The organism is Propionispora vibrioides (assembly GCF_900110485.1).
Classification (GTDB): Bacteria; Bacillota; Negativicutes; order Propionisporales; family Propionisporaceae; genus Propionispora; species Propionispora vibrioides.
Window position 1 is genome coordinate 83,961 of the sequence record NZ_FODY01000010.1, and the last position, 17,259, is coordinate 101,219.

The 17,259-nt window shown below is 49.7% G+C and carries 14 protein-coding genes and 1 pseudogene; 13 read left to right on the forward strand and 2 right to left on the reverse strand.

Going from position 1 to position 17,259, the window contains the following annotated elements; translation table 11 throughout:
- The first annotated feature begins 272 nt into the window (after positions 1–272).
- The 5 genes from BMW43_RS10030 to BMW43_RS10050 all read left to right on the forward strand — a co-directional run bounded on the left by BMW43_RS10030 (position 273) and on the right by BMW43_RS10050 (position 6,084).
- A complete protein-coding gene (locus tag BMW43_RS10030) occupies positions 273–1,457 on the forward strand; it encodes a galactokinase (RefSeq protein WP_091746535.1) in 1,185 nt (394 codons plus the stop codon).
- Positions 1,454–2,443: a UDP-glucose 4-epimerase GalE gene (gene galE / locus BMW43_RS10035; protein ID WP_091746538.1), complete on the forward strand. Its 990-nt coding sequence runs from the start codon at positions 1,454–1,456 to the stop codon at positions 2,441–2,443. Before BMW43_RS10030 ends, galE begins: the two co-directional genes overlap by 4 nt.
- 23 nt (positions 2,444–2,466) lie before the next feature.
- Positions 2,467–3,966 (forward strand): UDP-glucose--hexose-1-phosphate uridylyltransferase, encoded by a 1,500-nt coding sequence (galT, locus tag BMW43_RS10040; RefSeq protein ID WP_091746541.1) that lies wholly within the window; start codon positions 2,467–2,469, stop codon positions 3,964–3,966.
- Between the two features lie 2 nt (positions 3,967–3,968).
- Positions 3,969–5,018, forward strand: a complete 1,050-nt coding sequence (locus tag BMW43_RS10045) for an aldose epimerase family protein (protein WP_091746544.1) — start codon at positions 3,969–3,971, stop codon at positions 5,016–5,018.
- Between the two features lie 79 nt (positions 5,019–5,097).
- Positions 5,098–6,084, forward strand: a complete 987-nt coding sequence (locus tag BMW43_RS10050) for a LacI family DNA-binding transcriptional regulator (protein WP_091746547.1) — start codon at positions 5,098–5,100, stop codon at positions 6,082–6,084.
- A gap of 57 nt (positions 6,085–6,141) precedes the next feature.
- On the opposite strand, the gene BMW43_RS10055 is transcribed toward BMW43_RS10050, so the two are convergent.
- The gene (locus BMW43_RS10055) at positions 6,142–7,914 is read right to left on the reverse strand and encodes a PAS domain-containing sensor histidine kinase (RefSeq protein WP_091746550.1); all 1,773 of its coding nucleotides are present in this window, start codon (positions 7,912–7,914) and stop codon (positions 6,142–6,144) included.
- A 325-nt stretch (positions 7,915–8,239) separates the two neighbouring features.
- Here BMW43_RS10055 and BMW43_RS10060 point away from each other — a divergent pair, with 325 nt between their 5' ends.
- A complete protein-coding gene (locus BMW43_RS10060; protein ID WP_091746553.1) occupies positions 8,240–8,419 on the forward strand; it encodes a hypothetical protein in 180 nt (59 codons plus the stop codon).
- A 54-nt stretch (positions 8,420–8,473) separates the two neighbouring features.
- Here the strand turns inward: BMW43_RS10060 and BMW43_RS10065 are convergent, their stop codons facing one another.
- Positions 8,474–8,974, reverse strand: a complete 501-nt coding sequence (locus BMW43_RS10065; protein WP_091746556.1) for an HD domain-containing protein — start codon at positions 8,972–8,974, stop codon at positions 8,474–8,476.
- A gap of 285 nt (positions 8,975–9,259) precedes the next feature.
- Between BMW43_RS10065 and BMW43_RS21965 the strand changes: the two are divergent.
- The 7 genes and pseudogenes from BMW43_RS21965 to BMW43_RS10095 all read left to right on the forward strand — a co-directional run.
- Positions 9,260–9,721: pseudogene (locus tag BMW43_RS21965) on the forward strand (protoglobin domain-containing protein); the annotation flags it as partial.
- Positions 9,701–10,546 carry a methyl-accepting chemotaxis protein gene (locus tag BMW43_RS10070; RefSeq protein ID WP_439331452.1) on the forward strand — a complete coding sequence of 282 codons (846 nt, stop codon included), beginning with the start codon at positions 9,701–9,703 and terminating at the stop codon, positions 10,544–10,546. The pseudogene BMW43_RS21965 and the gene BMW43_RS10070, both read left to right, overlap by 21 nt.
- Before the next feature lie 476 nt (positions 10,547–11,022).
- Positions 11,023–12,615 (forward strand): nitrite/sulfite reductase, encoded by a 1,593-nt coding sequence (locus BMW43_RS10075; protein WP_091746560.1) that lies wholly within the window; start codon positions 11,023–11,025, stop codon positions 12,613–12,615.
- Between the two features lie 97 nt (positions 12,616–12,712).
- Entirely contained in the window at positions 12,713–14,293 is a 1,581-nt protein-coding gene (locus tag BMW43_RS10080; protein ID WP_091746562.1) for a ClC family H(+)/Cl(-) exchange transporter, read from the forward strand.
- 181 nt (positions 14,294–14,474) lie between these two features.
- Positions 14,475–15,584, forward strand: coding sequence for an ABC transporter ATP-binding protein (locus BMW43_RS10085; protein ID WP_091746564.1), 1,110 nt, complete (start codon positions 14,475–14,477; stop codon positions 15,582–15,584).
- A 16-nt stretch (positions 15,585–15,600) separates the two neighbouring features.
- Positions 15,601–16,242, forward strand: a complete 642-nt coding sequence (locus tag BMW43_RS10090) for an ABC transporter permease (protein ID WP_091746567.1) — start codon at positions 15,601–15,603, stop codon at positions 16,240–16,242.
- Positions 16,243–16,263: 21 nt separating this feature from the next.
- Complete coding sequence (locus tag BMW43_RS10095; protein WP_091746570.1) at positions 16,264–17,154, forward strand: ABC transporter substrate-binding protein; 891 nt, start codon at positions 16,264–16,266, stop codon at positions 17,152–17,154.
- Positions 17,155–17,259 lie beyond the last annotated feature (105 nt).

The window sequence follows — 17,259 nt, forward strand, 5'->3', positions numbered from 1 at the left end:
TAGTTAACGGGATATTGACTTTTCCGGTCAGGATTATTACTCTTAAAGTATAAGGAATCTGCGACTTATCATCAGTGGGGAGCTATTGAAAAAATAGGTAAAATAGTGGCGATCACTTGCTTAGCGGTCCACCAACTTTTGAAATTACAATTACTTCACAGGTCCTTTTACGCAAACTAATTGGTACTTTCAAAGTTGGCGGACCGCCAGCCGGCTTGTTTGCCGGCTGCGGCGGATCATATAGATTGCAGAAGGAAGAAGGAGGAAAAAGGATGCAAAAGCTGGCAGAATGTAAACACGTGTTTCAGGAAAAGTTTCCCGGCGGTGGGGAACGGGTATTTTTTGCACCGGGACGGATTAACCTCATTGGGGAGCATACCGATTACAACGGTGGGCATGTATTTCCCTGTGCGCTGACGTTTGGCACCTACGCGCTGGCCCGTAAACGGAATGATGAGCTGGTGCGGATGTATTCAATGAATTTTCCTGATAAGGGAATTATCGAATTTAACCTGAACGACTTGTCTTACCAACCAGCCCATAACTGGGGAAACTATCCGAAGGGGATGCTCCGCTTTTGCCGGGAGGAAGGTTATGACATTACCACCGGCATGGATATTGTCTTCTACGGGGAAATTCCTAATGGAGCCGGCCTTTCTTCTTCCGCTTCCATTGAAATGCTTACCGGTGTTGTGCTGGAGGGCTTATTCCAGCTTGCTATTGACCGGATTGCCATGGTGAAGCTGGGCAAGAAGGTGGAAAATGAGTTTATTGGTGTGAACAGCGGGATTATGGATCAGTTTGCCATTGGCATGGGCAAAGCCGGCTGCGGTATTCTGCTAGACTGCGACACCTTGCACTATTCCTACGCGCCGCTTAACCTGACCGAGCATGTGATCATGATTATGAATACCAACAAGCGGCGGGAACTGGCCGATTCCAAGTATAATGAGCGCCGCAGCGAGTGCGAGGCCGCCCTGGCCAGGTTGCAGACGGTGATGCCGGTAAATTCGCTGGGCGAGTTGTCGGCGGACGAATTTGAAAAACATAAGCAGCTCATTGGCAATGACATCTGGATCAGACGGGCTAAGCACGCCGTATATGAAAACGCCCGTACCGTCCGGGCGCTGGAAGAACTGCAAAAGGGCAATCTGACGGAGTTTGGCCGGTTGGTCAATCAGTCGCACATATCGCTGCGCGATGATTACGAGGTAACCGGCAGGGAACTGGACACGCTGGTTGAGGCAGCCTGGCGGCAGCCGGGTGTGTTGGGCGCCCGGATGACCGGCGCCGGGTTTGGCGGCTGCGCCATTGCTCTGGTGGAAAAGGACCGGAGCGAAGCGTTTGTCAGCGCCGTAAGCAAGGAATACAGTGAACGTATCGGCTATGAAGCCACTTTTTATATGGCCAATATTGGCGACGGGGCAAGGGAAATTACGGAGGAGGTTAAACAATGAACGTATTAGTGCTGGGAGGGGCCGGTTATATCGGCTCCCATGCCGTTTACCAGCTCATTGAGTTGGGTCATACCGTAGTGGTGGTGGATAACCTGCAGACCGGTCATCGAGGAGCCATCCATCGAGAGGCGATTTTTCATCAGGGCGATATACGGAACAGGCATTTCTTGCGCGAGGTATTTGCCAGAGAAAAGATTGATGCGGTGCTGCATTTTGCCGCCAATTCGATTGTCGGTGAATCGATGAGTAAGCCGCTGGCCTATTTTGACAATAACGTTTATGGCACACAGGTGCTGCTGGAAGTGATGAACGAATACCAGGTGAAGCATATCGTGTTTTCCTCCACTGCCGCCACCTACGGAGAACCGCAGGCTGTCCCCATCACCGAAGATATGCCGCCATTGCCGACCAATGCCTACGGTGAAACCAAACTGGCCATGGAAAAAATGATGAAATGGTGTGATGTCGCTTATGGCATCAAGTTCGTGTCGCTTCGCTATTTCAATGTGGCCGGGGCACGGCAGGACGCTAAAATCGGCGAGGACCACGCCACAGAAACCCATCTGATTCCGCTGGTTCTGCAGGTAGCATTAGGCAAGCGTGACTATATCACGATTTTTGGTGACGATTATGATACGGCCGATGGGACTTGCGTCCGTGATTATATTCATGTGGAGGATCTGATTGAGGCCCATGTGCTAGCCATGAATTACCTGAAAAATCAGGGGGAGAGCACGATTGTCAATTTAGGCAGCAGCCAGGGATTTTCGGTTAAAGAGATTATTGATACCGCCCGGCAGGTAACCGGCCATGCCATTCCGGCGAAGATTGGCAGCCGCCGGGCCGGCGACCCCAGCAAATTAATCGCCTCTTCGTCCAAGGCAAAACAACTGCTTGGCTGGAAGCCACAGCGCACCGAGATTGACCGGATTGTCGCCGACGCCTGGAACTGGCATAAGCAGCATCCGGACGGATTTAATGAATAAGCACGTAGTGCGGAGGTGATACCATGAATATCTATCAGGCTGTAACCGAGCTGGTTGCCCGTGCGGTGGCCGTGCAGCTCATCACCCAGGAGGATTCCGTCTATGCCCGCAACCGGATTCTTCACCTATTAAAAATTGATGATTTTCAGGAACCGGAGGAAAGCGGCAGTGAAGGCGGCATTCCGGAACTGCTGGATTTTCTTGTCGCTCATGCCTGCGAGCATAAATTAATCGAGGATGTTTTTGACCAGCGGGATATTTTGTCCAGTCAGCTTATGGATTGTTTTATTCCCCTGCCGTCCGTCATTAACGAGCGGTTTTATGCCAAGTTTTCCCGCAGTCCCCGGGAGGCCACCGATTACTTTTATGCGCTCAGCCAACACAGCAATTACATCCAAACCAGGCAGATCGACCGGAATATCAACTACAAAGCGGCGACCGAGTATGGAGAACTGGATATTACCATCAATTTGTCCAAGCCGGAGAAGAACCCCAAGGATATTGCCAGGGAAAAACTGATGAAGAGTTCGAACTATCCACGTTGTCTGTTATGTGTGGAGAATGAGGGCTACGCCGGACGGGCCGGTCACCCGGCCAGGGCCAATCACCGTCTGATTAGGCTGCGGCTCGGCGGTGAGCCCTGGTATTTCCAGTATTCTCCCTATGTATATTACAATGAACATTGTATCGTCCTGGCCGGCGAACACCGGGATATGAAAATTGACCGGCAGACCATTGAGCGGTTGTTATTGTTTGTTGATTTCATGCCTCACTATTTTGTCGGCTCCAACGCCGATCTGCCGATCGTGGGAGGCTCCATTCTGTCCCATGACCATTATCAGGGCGGCCGTTATGAATTTGCCATGGCTAAGGCGACGGATGAATACCGGTTTTCGCTGCGGGACTTTCCCTTGTTGGAAAGTGCCATTGTAAAATGGCCCATGTCAGTCATCCGCCTGCGCGGCGAGCACATGGCGGATATGGTCGGTGCTGCCGATCATATCCTGGCTAAGTGGCGCGCTTACAGTGATATGGCTGCCCATATTCAGGCCTATACCCAGGGTACACCGCACAATACTATCACCCCGATTGCCAGAAAAAGAGGGAAAATGTGGGAGCTGGACCTGGTGCTGCGGAATAACCGGACGACCGAGGAGCATCCTATGGGAATTTTCCATCCCCATGAGGATGTGCAGCATATAAAGAAAGAAAACATCGGCTTAATTGAAGTTATGGGGTTGGCCGTACTGCCGGCCCGGCTGGAGTCGGAACTGAAAGAAGTGGAAAATTTCCTGCTGGGGCGGGAACAGCGACTGGCGGAGTACCATCTTGCCTGGGCCGAAGAGCTGGCGCGACGGTATGAGGGGACGGTGACTCCGGACAATGCCGAAGCTATCGTTCGCCGGGAAGTGGCGGCCAAATTCTTGCGTGTTTTGGAGGATGCCGGTGTATTCAAACGGAATGAGGCAGGAGTAGCGGCGTTTAAGCGATTTATTGCCACCTTGGGAACGGAGGAAAGCTAATTATGCCGATAGAGAAAGAGAACTACGGTTTAGCGGACGGCCAAACGGTATATCTTTACCTCCTGAGCAATCGAAACGGAATGAAAATGACCTGCCTGAACTATGGCTGTGCCATTACCAGTCTCTTCACACCAGACCGGCGGGGGAACTATGAAAATGTTATTCTCGGTTTTGCCGATTTGGCCGGATATCAGGAGAATGTTCCCTGCGCTGGTGTCGTGGTCGGCCGGGTGGCCGGACGGATCAGGGAAGCTGCTTTTGAATTGGCAGGAACGACTTACCGGGTGACGGCCAATAGCGGCCGCCATCATCTGCATGGCGGTCATCCCGGCTTCAGTCATGTTGTGTGGCAAAGTGAGTCGTTCCAGCAGCAAGACCGCTGTGGCGTTCGTTTTGCCTATACCAGTCCCGATGGGGAAGCGGGGTATCCGGGGACACTTGCCGCTCAGGTGACCTATACCCTGACCGATACCGGTGAATTGATCATTGAGTACCAGGCGCAGTCCGATAAAGATACGCTGTTTGTTCCCACCAATCATATGTATTTTAATTTAAGCGGCGGCCTGAAACGGGATATTTTGCAGCATACGCTGCGGTTAAATAGCAGCCGTTTTACCGAACTGGACGCCGATTCGCTGCCGACCGGCCGGTTGCTGGAGGTAACAGGTACCGTATTTGATTTTCGTCAGGGTCGTGTATTAGCCGACGGAATTGTGGCGGACCATCCGCAAAGCAGGTTGGTGAAGAATGGCTATGACCATGCTTTTGCTTTAGACGGTGGGGTTGCGGCGCAAATGGAACTCTATGATGCCGCCAGCGGGCGAATCCTGCAGGTGCACACCGACGCCCCCTGTGTGGTGGTGTATACCGGCAATCAACTGTCTGATACGCTTGTCTTTACGGAAGGCCATTCACGGCGTTACCTGGGAGTTTGTCTGGAAACACAGGGATTTCCCGACGCCATTCATCACCCGCAGTTTCCTTCGGTTGTGCTGCCGGCCGGGCAGCTATTCCGGTCGACGACTACCTATGCCTTCCGCATTAGCCAGTAGCCGCGCCGGGCGTATTAATTTGCCGGAAAGAGAGAAAGTCAGCCGGAGTAGCGACTGACAGGGAAAGAAAGGAGATGCGATGGCAACCATTAAAGATATAGCGGACAAAGCAGGTGTATCCATTGCCACTGTATCCCGGGTATTGAATTATGATATGACCTTGTCGGTCAGTGACGAGACTAAAAAACGGGTATTTGAGGCAGCGGAGGAGCTTTCCTATGAAAAGCGGACACCCCGGAAGGCCGGCGTTACTAAAATAGCCTTAATTCATTGGTATACCGAGGAAGAGGAATTGGACGATGTCTACTATATGTCGATTCGTCTGGGCATTGAACGGCGGTGCAAGCAGCAGAACGTGACGATAGTCCGGCCGTTGCAGGACCCGGCCGATTTGGCCAGGGAGAATGTCCAGGGGATCATTGCGGTAGGCAAGTTCAGTCAAAGCGAAATTGCCGTTCTGCAGGACATTACCGCCCATCTGGTTTTTGTGGATTTTCTGCCTGCCGGGGACCGGTTCGATGCCGTCGGCATTGATTTTGATCTGGCGACCCGCAAGGCTTTGGATTATTTTTTAGCTAAAGGCCATCAAAGGATCGGCTATATCGGCGGCCGGGAGCTCTTTAAAGACCGGACGGCGGAAATTGAAGACCCCCGCGAAGCGGCTTATAAAGCCTATTTGAAAAGTAAAAAAGTTTATGACGATTCCTATGTCTATGGCGGCCGGTTTTCGGTCAATGATGGCTACGGTTTAATGAAAAAGGCGATCGAGGAGCACGGGGATGAGTTGCCGACAGCGTTTTTTATCGGCAATGATTCGATGGCTATTGGCTGCCTGAAAGCACTGGGCGAGGCCCAAATCGCCGTGCCGGAACGGGTTTCCGTTATCGGCGTCAACGATATCAGCATTGCCGAATATCTGTCTCCTTCGCTAAGCACGGTGCGGATTGACACCGAACTGATGGGTGAGACGGCGGTTGATTTACTGCTGGAACAAGTAAGCGGCAGGCAGGTGGCCAAGAAAGTCACTTTAGGCACCGAACTGCTGATCCGGCAGAGCAGCTTGTGATAAACAAATAAAACTGGCTTGCGACATTCGTAATCGCAAGCCAGTTTTATTTGTTTATCATTCCAGCACCGGAAAGGCAATGAAAAAGGTAGTGCCGTCAGCCGTGCTGTGAATATCAATCGAGGCACGGTGTTTTTCGGCAATATGGTAGCAAACCGACAAGCCCAGTCCGGTTCCCTCTTCTTTGGTGGTAAGGAAGGGGGTGCCCAGGTTGTCCAGCACATACGGATCTATGCCGGTTCCCTGGTCTTGAATGGATAGCAGGACCTTTGTTTCAGCGGCGTACGTCCGGATGGTCAGGCAGCCCTTGACCGCCATGGCCTCCAGACCGTTTTTTACCAGGTTCAAGAGCAATTGACGTATTTCTTTTTCATTGCAAAGAATGTCGGGCACCGGCTCGGTGATAATTTCCAAATCGTGTCCCGATTGCAGTGCATCGGTTTGCAGCAAAGGCTGCAGACTGTGGAGTATTTGATTCAGATTGCCGCGCTGCAGCGTGACTGTCGGAGCCTTGGCCAGTGACAAATACTCCGTAATAATCTGATTGGCCCGGTCTAATTCGGAAATCATAGTGGCAAGCTGATCATGATACTGGTGGAAACAGTCCTTGCCGTGAAACATTTGCAGATAACCCCGGACGGTAGTCAGGGGATTGCGTACTTCGTGACCGATACTGGCGGCCATTTTACCGATAATATTGAGGATATCCAGCCGGGCGACCTGAAATTTCAGCTCCTTGATTTCCGTTACATCAGTAAACGTTGTTAGAGCGCATTTGTGAAGGCCTAAGGTAATGATTTCGGCTGAAACTAGGACGGTAAGCGTCCGGGCTTCTTTTGTGGTAATTTGCAATTGATAGTTATGGATCTTTTTGCCTGCTTCCAGGCTTGTTTGCAGGAAGGTGGCTTTTTTCTTATCATACTGCAGGCCAATGTCGCGGGGCTGTTTGCCGATAATTTCGCCGTAAGGCAGATTGACGGCTTTTATAAAGCTTTCATTTACGTCAATAAAATTCCGGTTGGTTAAGGAGATGATCGCCATCATACTGGGATTTTTGCGAAAGGCCTTGCAAAATCTTTCTTCCAACTGCTTTTCCTTCGTTGTTTCATGGGCAATAATTAGCAGGCTTGTCACTGCTTGATTATCCCCGTGTTCCGGGCAGATTTTAAAATGAAAATAGCGGATAATTCCGCGGCTGTCACGGTAACGGCCTTCCAAGGTGGTCGCTTTGCCGGTACGAAAAATATCCAGCAACTGGTCCCGGCCGGATTCGTAATTTTCAAACTGGGAATGAAGTTCTGTCCAGGTTTTGCCCAAAAGGTCATCTACCGGTGTTTGGGCAAGGGGACGATTCAGATAAACAAGACGGAGCTCACGGTCCAGACGGGCAACGACATAAGGGCAGCTCTCGACCAGTGTCTGGTAGTCCTGCCTGCTATGTTGCAGTTGAGCTTCCAGCCGTTTTTGCTCGGCTATTTTACGGAGCCGGATCATAACCGGAGCGGGAATGCCGGCATCTGGCAAGAGTTCGCAGCATATTTCGCAGGGAATAAGAGCACCGTTTTTGTGGCTGAAGCTGTATTCTCCCTGGAAAGACCCGCCCGAATCCCGCTGAGCGAGAACGGCAAGCAGGGAAGCGTGGAGGCCGGCAGCCGGCGAACCGGCTGCCGGCCAGGATAATTCCTCCTGGGTGTAACCGAGTAAAGCGTAAATGGCCGGATTTGCATCTATAAGCTGTCCGGAGGGAGACATTAGCAGAACTCCGTCCGGATAACGGTCAAATAACAATTTATAAAGCGGAATAGGAGTGAATTGGCTCTGTGGCTTCATGCCGCATTGTCACCTCTTATCAGTATCAAAGCAATTTTGGTAACCACTTCGAGGTCTTTTTTCAGATATCCTTTGTTGACCAGGAAATGTTCGTTTCTAATGCTGTAAAAATTACTCTGTTAATAAGGTTAATTTTACAAAAATGGAATTTTTTAATCTATAAGTTAAATTTAAACAAGGAAAAAAATGTATTTTGACGAAATTCTATTGGTAAAGCTTGGGCAAAGTAGAATACTGTCGTAATATGTGGTTTTATAGAAAATCGACAGAAGAAAACTGCTCATATGACAAAAAAAGTGAGATGTGAGATAAGGAGGTTAGAGGTATGGGCAAATTTTCTCAGGAAGTAATTGACGAGATACAGTGTATCTGTGATCAAATAAATTCCGAGGATATTCCCACAGGGGAGAAGCAGCAGTTATACCAGCGGCTGGAATTGATTTATGAGCAATATTTTGATGAAGTAAAGAGAAGTATGGCTGCCGCTTTAAAAAAACAGCTTTGACCCCAAAACATTATATAATCATAGTAATGGTGTTCGGCAATAGTGATAAATCAGTTACGCAGAAAAAGAAAACATGCTGCTTAGTAAAGCTCGACCGGTAGGGGTTTTGAAGTATTTGTGGTAAATACTTTCGATTTGTGGTTTGGTCAGGCGATCTTCCTCAATATTTACCAGGAAGTCCGCTTCAACCAATATCTGAAAATCCTGGCCGTCAATCGCGGAATAAGTATGATGATGGCCGATTAAATAAGCAATTCTTTCCCAAACGGGCTGAGGCAGTTTGAGGTCAGCCAACAGTTCGCCGGCTACGGCAGGGCCCTCCTTTTCCTGATATGGCCCGGCGCTGGAGTTATATTTGGCCTCGCTGACTTTGATGCCGATATCATGCAGTACCGCTGAAAGTTCCACTATCTCCAGGGAGGGAGCAGGCAATCCTTCGTTTTCGGCAATGCACTTGGCAAAGCCGTAAACCTTTAAAGCGTGATTGATCCGCCGGGTATCTCCGTCAAAATAAGTAATCATTTTTTGTATAGCGATGGCTGGGTGTTGCGCCATATAACATCTTCCTCCTGTCTATCGAGTAGATATTCTTTCTTTATTATGACATAGATAACAGGATTTGTCATAATTCTGGCGAATATTGTCCATTAGAGCAGTTTTTTGTTGGTTTCATTTTCCGGCCTGACGACGGGTTGACAGCGATACAGATTGCTTTTATCGGCTAGCAGCCTTTTCTTTTATGCTGAGTTTTATAAAACCGCCGGAAAATAATGGGCAGCAGCGCAGTCGGAAAATATACAGTCAATTATTCATTACAGTATAAAACTAGGAGGAGTCAGCATGTTCGGTAAAAGCAAATCGTTTGCACAGCCGTCGGCAGGAGTGATTCGGGTAGATGTAAAGGTAGAAAAAGCTTTTCTAGGGCTGAATCAGGAAACAGTCGGATATTTGCAATGTTTACAGCCCATTGTGGACAAGCATGGTGATGTGATTACCACCAATTTTTATGCCCGTTTAACCCAGGTGCCGGAAGTGGAACAGTTTATCAAGCAACATTCCAGCGTGGCTCAGTTAAAGAAAACTTTCCGCGAGTTTTTAAATGTTCTTTGCCGGACTACTTTGGATGAAGCAGTCCTGGCGCATGTAGAGCAGGTGGGACATATTCACAACCGGATTAAATTGCCGGCCAAATGGTTTGTCCTGGCCATGGGTGCCCTGAAGCTGGAGTTGTTCCCGTATATTTTCCAGGAATATGGTTCAGATCTGGCGTATGTGCAAAAGGTGATTGCCGCAACCGAGCAAATGATTCAGCTTGTAGAAGCGCATACCAATCAGGCCTTCATTGAGGCTCTGCTGAAGGAAGTCGATCGTAAGGATGCACTGGAACTGGTCATGCAGGAGCAGGCGGCTCTGGTGGCACAGGTACAGGAATCCAGCCAGACGCTGGCGGCAACCGCTCAGGAAACTTCAGCCTCGGCCTCCCAGATGGCCCATGCCGCCGAAAGTATCAAGGATGCTTCCACTGCAGCCAAGCAAGAGGCCGAAGTGGCTAAAGGCACAGCCGCAGAGGGCGAAGAGGCGACGACTCAGATGCTCCGCCAGGTGGCAGCTATGATTAGGACTAACCAGGAAACACAGGTGCGGGTTAATTCTTTGGAAACAACGTCCGATTCGGTAGCCCGGATCGTGGAAACCATTACCGGCATTGCCAGCCAGACTAACTTGCTGGCGCTAAACGCCGCCATTGAAGCGGCACGGGCCGGTGAGGCCGGACGGGGCTTTGCTGTTGTGGCCGACGAGGTTCGTAAGCTGGCGGAGCAAAGCCGGACTGCCGCTAATGAGATTGTTGAACTGATCAGGGATAACACAACCTCGACCAAGGAGGTTGTCGGCAGCATGAATGAGCAGGCGGCCGTACTTGACACGGTTAGTAAGGCTGTAGAGGAAACTTCTTCCCGTATGTCCATGATCATGTCCGCCATCGAAAGTAATTTTGAGCATATGGATCATATCTCTGAATCTGTGACCAGTCTGGCCGTCACTTCGCAGGAAATTGAACGGGCTTCCAATGAAGTGGCGCGTTCGGCAACTGAGCTGACCGCCATGGTGGAAAACAATCAGTCCTGATAAGTAAAGCGGGGCAGCCGGTGGAAAGCGCTCCGATAAGGAACGGACTTTACAGGCGCTTGTTTCTTGATAACCGGTCTGAGTTCGTTTCATCAAAGCGAAAACAACCGGACCGGTTATCGTCTGAAAGACTTGGCATACATGCCGGGTCTTTTGTTATTAAGCGGAGTAATTTCTTGCCCGGGAGGCTGACCGTTAATTGGCAGGACAATTTCTTAACCGGAAAAAGGAATATGCTGACTATGTGAAGAACCTAACAAGTGAATTGACTGAGTGCAATATCAAGACAATGGCAAGTGATCCGCCATCCTTGAAAGTGCAATTAATTTTGTGAGATTTTTTTCTAAGACAAGGCGGTGGTGCGCTTGTCGGGGTATAGGAAAGTCGTCGAAAACGAAGACTTGCAAAAAAAGATCCGTAAAGTTTTTGTAGTTTCAGAGCTGGTGGCCCGCTCGCATGGCTAAGGAGGTTACCATATGGGGGAACAGAAAGAGAAAACCCAAGGACTGAATGCGGCCGAACAGGCCAAACTGGAAAAAGACGGACTTGATGTGGTGCAGGATATCGCCCGTTTTGCCGAACAGGGTGTGACCGCCCTGACACCCGGTGATATAGAACGCCTGAAATGGGTCGGCCTTTATTTGCAGCGTCCGAAAGAAGACGGAAATTTTATGCTGCGGATTAAACTGCCGGGCGGTTTGCTGACGACCGCACAGGCCAGGGTTATCGCAGGGATTTCCCGGGATTACGGCAAAAACGGTCTGGATATAACGACCAGACATTCGCTGCAATTTCACTGGATCCGGCTGGAAGGGCTGCCGGATATTTTCGGGAGACTGACTCAGGCAGGCTTGACCACACTGCAGGCGGCCGGCGACTGTCCCCGCGGCATTGTCGTCAATCCTTTGGCGGGGATTGACGCTGAGGAATGTCTGGATGCGGCTCCCTGGGGAGAGGCCTTGTACCAATTTTTCCAAAATAACCGGGATTTTTCCAATTTGCCGCGCAAATTTAAAATTGCCATTACCGGTGCGCCTCACAACTCCATCCAGGCCGAACTGAATGATATTTCTTTCGTGCCTGCTGAAAAGCGGGAAAGTGGAAAAATTCTGTATGGTTTTCATGTGCTGGTGGGTGGCGGCTTGTCCAGCCAGCCGCAGTTGGCAACCGAACTGGATTTGTTTGTTCTGCCGGAGCAGGTGGTTGCCGTGGCGGCGGCTGTTGCCGCTATCTTCCGAGATCATGGTTACCGGGAAAAACGAAATCATGCCAGGCTGAAATTTTTGCTCAATGACTGGGGCGTGGAAAAATTCACCCAGGAGCTGCTGAGCCGTACCGGTTCGCTGCAGCCGGGCGGCAAAAGAATCACCGGAACCTGGAATGGTGGAAAGTTTTTTGGCATCCATCCCCAAAAACAGGCAGGTTTTTACTATTTGGGCCTGGCCATTCCCTGCGGCCGTTTAACGGCGGACGAACTGCAGGAACTGGCCGGTCTGGCGGAGCGCTATGGTGATGGAACGCTGCGGACAACCAATTCTCAGGATATCCTCATTCCGGGGATAGCAGAAACGGTCTTGGCGTCGCTCAAGCAAGAGCCCTTGGTGAAAAGCCAGCATAAACTACAGGGAACGATGACAGCGCAGGCGATAACCTGCACCGGTAAGGAATTCTGTCCTTTTGCCATTATTGAGACCAAAGCTTTTGCTGCCCGCTTACTGGCACAACTGGATGAAGCGTTTCCGGAAAAACTGCCGCTGCGCATCCATGTAAGCGGTTGTGTCCATGCCTGCGCCCAGCCGCAGATTGCCGATATCGGGCTGCAGGGAACGATGGTCATGAGTGACGGGGTAGCCAAAGAGGCGGCGGAAGTCTGGCTCGGCGGAACTTTAGAGCAGCAGGGGGTTCTGGGTAGAAAAATAGCGGGCAAGGTGCCTGTGGATCAAGCGGCTGCTACGCTGGTTCGCCTGCTTTCCCTGTATCGGGATGAGCGGTTGCCGGAAGAACCGTTTGGAGAGTTCGTAAAGAGGACTGGACTGCTGGATAAAGCGGTAAACGAATGGAGTAAGTAGGGCCCGAATAATTAATAAAACACACAGAGATGGCGACAGGCTATCCCTGTGTGTTTTTAACTTGGATTTTTCGATAGCTATTTTAAGAAGGGATTTTATGGAGAAGAATAAAAAAATTAGTAAAGTGTATACTTATCTGGCCAATTGGCACGATTTCCGGCTTAAATTGTTTGTTGAAGGAATTCTGATCGGTCTGATCGGCGGCCTGATTATTGTGGCTTTTCGTTTTGCGCTGGAACGGGCGGAAGTGCTGCGGCGGTTGATTTATCATGAATTTCAGGTAGGCCGGGGTGAATTCGTCGTTCTTTGGTTTGTTGGCCTGATCGGCACTGCCTTTATTTTGAACTGGCTTGTTAAAATTGAACCCATGGCTGGGGGGAGCGGTATTCCGCAGGTAAAAGGAGCCATTTTAGGAACTATGAAAATGAAATGGCTCCGTATTTTACTGACTAAATTTTTTGGTGGCGTATTGGCCATTGGAGCCGGATTGTCCTTGGGCCGGGAGGGCCCCTCGGTGCAACTGGGGGCTGTTGTGGGGCAGGGACTCAGCCGACTTTTAGGCCGGACCAGAATGGAAGAGAAGTACCTATTAACCAGCGGTGCCAGCGCCGGTCTGGCTGCCGCCTTTAACGCACCGTTATCGGGTGTGGTATTTGCGTTGGAAGAATTGCATAAGAATTTTTCGCCGGCCGTATTAATGTCAGCTCTTGCCGCGGCGGTGACTGCCGATGTGGTTACGCAGTGCTTTTTCGGCTATGGTCCAATATTTCAGTTTTCCACGTTGTACAGTCTGCCTGTCCGGTATTACGGTATTGTGCTGATAACCGGGATTGTTGTAGGTTTGCTGGGAAACTTATTTAACCGCGGATTACTAAAAACCCTGAATCTCTATGAAAATCAAACCAGATTGTCCGGTGCGGCAAAGGCTGCTTTGCCATTAATAACCGCCGGAATGCTCGGCTTTTTTCTGCCTGACATTCTCGGAGGCGGCAATGATCTGGTTAATCAACTGGCAAGCAAACCAGTAGGGTTCTCATTGCTATTATTACTTTTTTTCGGCAAATTCTTTTTTACCATGTTAAGTTATGGATCAGGCGTACCGGGCGGCATATTTTTGCCCATGCTTGTCTTGGGGGCGTTGGCCGGTAGTTTTGTCAGTCAGATTATGCTTTATCTCGGGCAGTTGGAGCCGCAATATACAATGAATATTGTTGTCCTGGCGATGGCGGCTTATTTTTCGGCTGTCGTTAAGGCCCCGGTTACCGGCAGTGTGCTGATCATGGAAATGACCGGCTCGTTTAGCCATCTGTTACCGCTCACTCTTGTTTCGATGATTGCCTATCTGGTAGCCGATCTGGGAAAAGCCAAGCCGGTGTATGAAGCTCTGCTGGAGCGGGCTTTGCGAAAGCAGGGCAAGGAGATTGCAGACTTGAACGGGACAAACCGCCAAATTATTGAATTGGTGGTTTGCATGGGATCGATGCTGGATAAGAAACAAATCAAACAAATTTCCTGGCCGGAGCATTCCCTGCTGGTTAGCATTAAACGGGGAGATATGGAACTGATTCCCCGGGGAGATACCCGGCTGGCTGTCGGCGACTATATTTATGTTTTGACGGAGACGGCCCAAAGGGACTATTTGGAGGAACTGGCCTCTGAAAAGACGGAAGTTGATTAAACAACTAAAAAAGTGTTTATTTTTATAAGATAGAGCTCTCTGCAGAGGGCTCTATCTTATTTTTATAAAGAAATAACATATCCGGGTAACGGGAAAAATATACTGTATGGGGTTTACAAATTTACTAACAACTTTTATAATTAAATAAAGTTGTTAGTAAATGCCTGAGAGGAGGAGTTGGATGATATGTTTTGATCATGTTTCCAAAGCTTATGGGACCGGGCAAAGAGTACTACAAGATATCAATTTGCATATTGAGCAGGGGGAACTGGTTGTTCTGATCGGCCCCAGCGGTTGTGGCAAAACGACTACCATGAAAATGATTAACCGCCTGGTAACGCCAAGTAGTGGCCAGGTATATATCAACGGGCAGGATATCGGCGAAAAAGATCCTGTAGAATTGCGACGCAACATTGGTTATGTCATCCAGAGTATTGGGCTCTTGCCGCATATGACCATTGAGGAAAATGTGGCACTTGTGCCCAGGCTGAAAAAATGGGAGCCTGAACGTTATATGGCACGGGTCCGTGAATTGATGAGAATGGTACATCTTGATCCTGAGGTGTATGGCGGACGCTATCCCGCCGAACTCAGTGGCGGGCAGCAACAGCGAATTGGCGTGATCCGGGCGATGGCCGCCGATCCTCCGATTATTCTGATGGATGAGCCTTTTAGTGCCCTGGACCCGATCAGCCGGGAGCAGCTTCAGGATGAGCTGGTGCGTTTACAGGAGGCCATTCGCAAAACCATTGTATTTGTAACCCATGATATTGATGAAGCGCTTAAGATTGGAAACCGGATTTGTATCTTGAACGGCGGACGGATTGTCCAATTCGATACACCCGAGCGTATTCTCCGTCATCCGGCCAATGAATTTGTCAGAAGTTTTATTGGTGAAAACCGGTTAAGCCGGGCGGAACCGTATCCGGAGATTGCCGATGTTATGGTTAGACCGATTGTTTCGAATCCGGAACGGGGGTTGGCTGCCGCTATTCGTCTCATGCGGATTAAAAAGGTTGACACTTTGCTGATTGTGGATAGTGTGGGCCGGCTTATCGGTAAATCAAGCGTGTGGGATATCCAGAGCCGTTACCAGGAGGAAAACATAACCTTACAGGATGTCATGCAACAGGCGCAATACGTTGTCCATGTTGAGCAGCCTTTGACGGAAGCCATCCAATTGATCAGTAAACACCGGATTGCCTATTTGCCGGTGGTTGACCGGAACAATATTTTGCTGGGGGTTATTACCCGTGCCAGCCTGGTGGACATTATGGCTGAACAGTTTTAGAAAGTGAGGGGATGGTATGTTCTACAATTTCTGGGGTATTATGCAAAGCCGCTGGGAAGATATTGTACTGGCAGCATCACAGCATATTGAATTAACCATCATTTCCCTGCTGCTTGCCAATTTGATTGCTATACCGGCAGGGATTATCCTAACCCGTTACCGGCGTTGGGCAGAACCGGTTATCGGCATTACCGCCGTATTCCAGACCATTCCCAGTCTGGCTTTGCTGGGGTTTATGATCCCACTGCTGGGAATAGGAACAGTGCCGGCCATTGTAGCGCTGACAATCTACGGGTTGCTGCCCATTATGCGTAATACCTATACAGGCATATTGGGCGTGTCGGCTTCCGTGGTGGAGGCAGGCATAGGCATGGGAATGACTTCGCTGCAGGTGTTACGGATGATTGAACTGCCCATGGCCCTGCCGGTTATTATGGCGGGAATACGAACTGCCACGGTATTACTGATTGGGGTTGCGACGCTGGCGGCTCTGATTGGTGCCGGAGGATTGGGTGATCTTATTTTTAGGGGAATTGCCATGGCAAACTCCGAACTGATTCTGGCAGGTGCCTTGCCGGCAGCTTTGCTGGCGCTGGTTTTTGATTATGTATTAAAGAAACTGGAAATCTGGGTACAACCCAAAGGCGTTCAAAAATAACGGTTGAAAGGAAGTGGGGATATGTGGAAAAAGGTAATTCTTCTGGGCTTGGTAACAGTCATGCTGGCCGGATGTTCACTTTTTGGCGGTGGAAGAGGTGACCGGGTGGTGATTGCCGGGAAAAATTTCACTGAGCAAGATATTCTGGTGTACATGATGAAATATATCATTGAGGATAAAACCAAACTTACGGTAGAAACCAAACCCTTCCTGGGCGGAACCAACGTTGTGGCGCAAGCCATCGAACGGGGGGATATTGATATATATCCCGAATATACGGGAACGGCATTGATTAATATTCTCGGTCAGCCTCTTATCAACGATCCACAGGGCGCTTACGATAAGGTGAAACAAATATACAAGGATGAAAAAAATCTGATTTGGCTCAAGCCTTTTGGCTTTAATAATACCTATACGTTGACCATGCGCGCTGACAGAGCCGAGCAACTAGGTGTGCACACCTTCAGTGATTTGGTTGCCAAAGCAGCGGAATTGCAATTAGGCTGCACCCAGGAGTTTGCTGAAAGGGAAGACGGTTATAAAGGCTTGCAGAAAGCCTATCATATAGACTTTAAGAGCGTGAATGGGATGGATCCGGGCCTTACGTACGCGGCCGTCCGGGACGGAAAGGTCGACGTGATCGACGGCTTTTCCACCGATGGGCGGATTCCGGCCTTTGGCTTAAAAATATTGGAAGACGACAAACATTTCTTTCCGCCTTACTATGCAGCACCTGTTGTAAGAAAGGAGTTACTGGATAAACATCCGGAAGTGGCCGAGGCGCTTAACCTGCTGGGCAACACCCTGACCGACAAGGACATGGCTGTTTTAAACGCAAAAGTGGATCTGGACAAACAGGATGCCAAAGACGTTGCGAGAACCTGGCTCAAGGAAAAAGGGCTGATCCAATAATAGGCATTCTTTGCAGGAAAACGGGAGGAGTCTGGTCTGGCCGGCTGCTCCTGTTTTCGCGATTCTTTCAGTCCGATTCGAAAATAAGGAGGCAAGCTTGAATTT

Excerpts from the sequence above, each read along its gene's own strand:
- BMW43_RS10055 (WP_091746550.1), bottom strand. The coding sequence starts at position 7,914 with ATGAAGCCACAGAGCCAATTCACTCCTATTCCGCTTTATAAATTGTTA.
- BMW43_RS10080 (WP_091746562.1), top strand. The coding sequence starts at position 12,713 with ATGGAGAAGAATAAAAAAATTAGTAAAGTGTATACTTATCTGGCCAAT.
- galT (WP_091746541.1), top strand. The coding sequence starts at position 2,467 with ATGAATATCTATCAGGCTGTAACCGAGCTGGTTGCCCGTGCGGTGGCC.
- BMW43_RS10060 (WP_091746553.1), top strand. The coding sequence starts at position 8,240 with ATGGGCAAATTTTCTCAGGAAGTAATTGACGAGATACAGTGTATCTGT.
- BMW43_RS10085 (WP_091746564.1), top strand. The coding sequence starts at position 14,475 with ATGATATGTTTTGATCATGTTTCCAAAGCTTATGGGACCGGGCAAAGA.
- BMW43_RS10095 (WP_091746570.1), top strand. The coding sequence starts at position 16,264 with ATGTGGAAAAAGGTAATTCTTCTGGGCTTGGTAACAGTCATGCTGGCC.
- BMW43_RS10045 (WP_091746544.1), top strand. The coding sequence starts at position 3,969 with ATGCCGATAGAGAAAGAGAACTACGGTTTAGCGGACGGCCAAACGGTA.
- BMW43_RS10090 (WP_091746567.1), top strand. The coding sequence starts at position 15,601 with ATGTTCTACAATTTCTGGGGTATTATGCAAAGCCGCTGGGAAGATATT.
- BMW43_RS10050 (WP_091746547.1), top strand. The coding sequence starts at position 5,098 with ATGGCAACCATTAAAGATATAGCGGACAAAGCAGGTGTATCCATTGCC.
- BMW43_RS10075 (WP_091746560.1), top strand. The coding sequence starts at position 11,023 with ATGGGGGAACAGAAAGAGAAAACCCAAGGACTGAATGCGGCCGAACAG.
- BMW43_RS10030 (WP_091746535.1), top strand. The coding sequence starts at position 273 with ATGCAAAAGCTGGCAGAATGTAAACACGTGTTTCAGGAAAAGTTTCCC.
- galE (WP_091746538.1), top strand. The coding sequence starts at position 1,454 with ATGAACGTATTAGTGCTGGGAGGGGCCGGTTATATCGGCTCCCATGCC.
- BMW43_RS10065 (WP_091746556.1), bottom strand. The coding sequence starts at position 8,974 with ATGGCGCAACACCCAGCCATCGCTATACAAAAAATGATTACTTATTTT.